The organism is Paraburkholderia sp. EG304 (assembly GCF_046543485.1).
Lineage (GTDB): Bacteria > Pseudomonadota > Gammaproteobacteria > Burkholderiales > Burkholderiaceae > Paraburkholderia > Paraburkholderia youngii.
On the sequence record NZ_JBKGUA010000263.1, the window covers coordinates 1 to 765 of the forward strand.

The 765-nt window shown below is 64.6% G+C and carries 1 protein-coding gene; it reads left to right on the forward strand.

Translation table 11 applies throughout. The features are described 5' to 3' along the window. A partial coding sequence (gene gspK, locus ACLFKU_RS43765) for a type II secretion system minor pseudopilin GspK (protein WP_410853390.1) occupies positions 1–711 on the forward strand: 711 nt, incomplete at its 5' end. Between the last annotated feature and the right edge of the window lie 54 nt (positions 712–765).

Here is a 765-nt window from a genome sequence, read left to right on the forward strand (position 1 = left end):
AGATTCAATCTGCGCAATCTGGTCGCGAGTCCGGCGCCCGGCGTGACGCAAATCAGCGCCGAGCAGATGGCCGCGTATCAGCGCCTGCTGGTGTCGCTCGGCCTGAGCGGGCAGCTCGCCAAAGTGACCGCGCTGCATGTGCGCGCGGGACTGTCGCAATCGGCGACGCGCTTTCAGACCGGCACGTCGATCAGCAGCTCGCCGCAGGTCGGCGGCGGCGGTATGACGGGTGGCAACTTCACGAACCAGCCCGGCATCGAGGACGGCGAGGACAACGTGGCGGTCGCGCCGCTGCTAATGACGGGCGTCGATTCGCTGCTCGACATTCCGGGCTACACGCCGGAGATCGTCGCAAAGCTGCGGCCGTTCGTCACCGTGCTGCCGACCGTCACCGCGATCAACATGAACACCGCGTCGGCCGAAGTGATCGCGGCGGTGGTGCCGGGCATGACCGTGTCGCAGGCGCAGGCGTTGGTCGCGCGGCGCCAGACCGTGTTTTTCCGCAACGCCGGCGACGTGCAGCTCGCGCTGACCGCCGCCGGCGTGCAATCGGCGTCGATCGATCCGAATCAGTTCGACGTCAATTCGAGCTACTTTTTAGTCCACGGCAGTGTGCAGCACGAGCGCGCCGAAGTGGATCGCACGACGCTCGTCTATCGCGATCCGCTGACTCACACTACGCGTATCGTGCGGGTACAAGACCAACTATGAATAACGCAATCCACAGAGAGAGTGGCCTTTGAGCACGCTGATCGTCCTATTGCC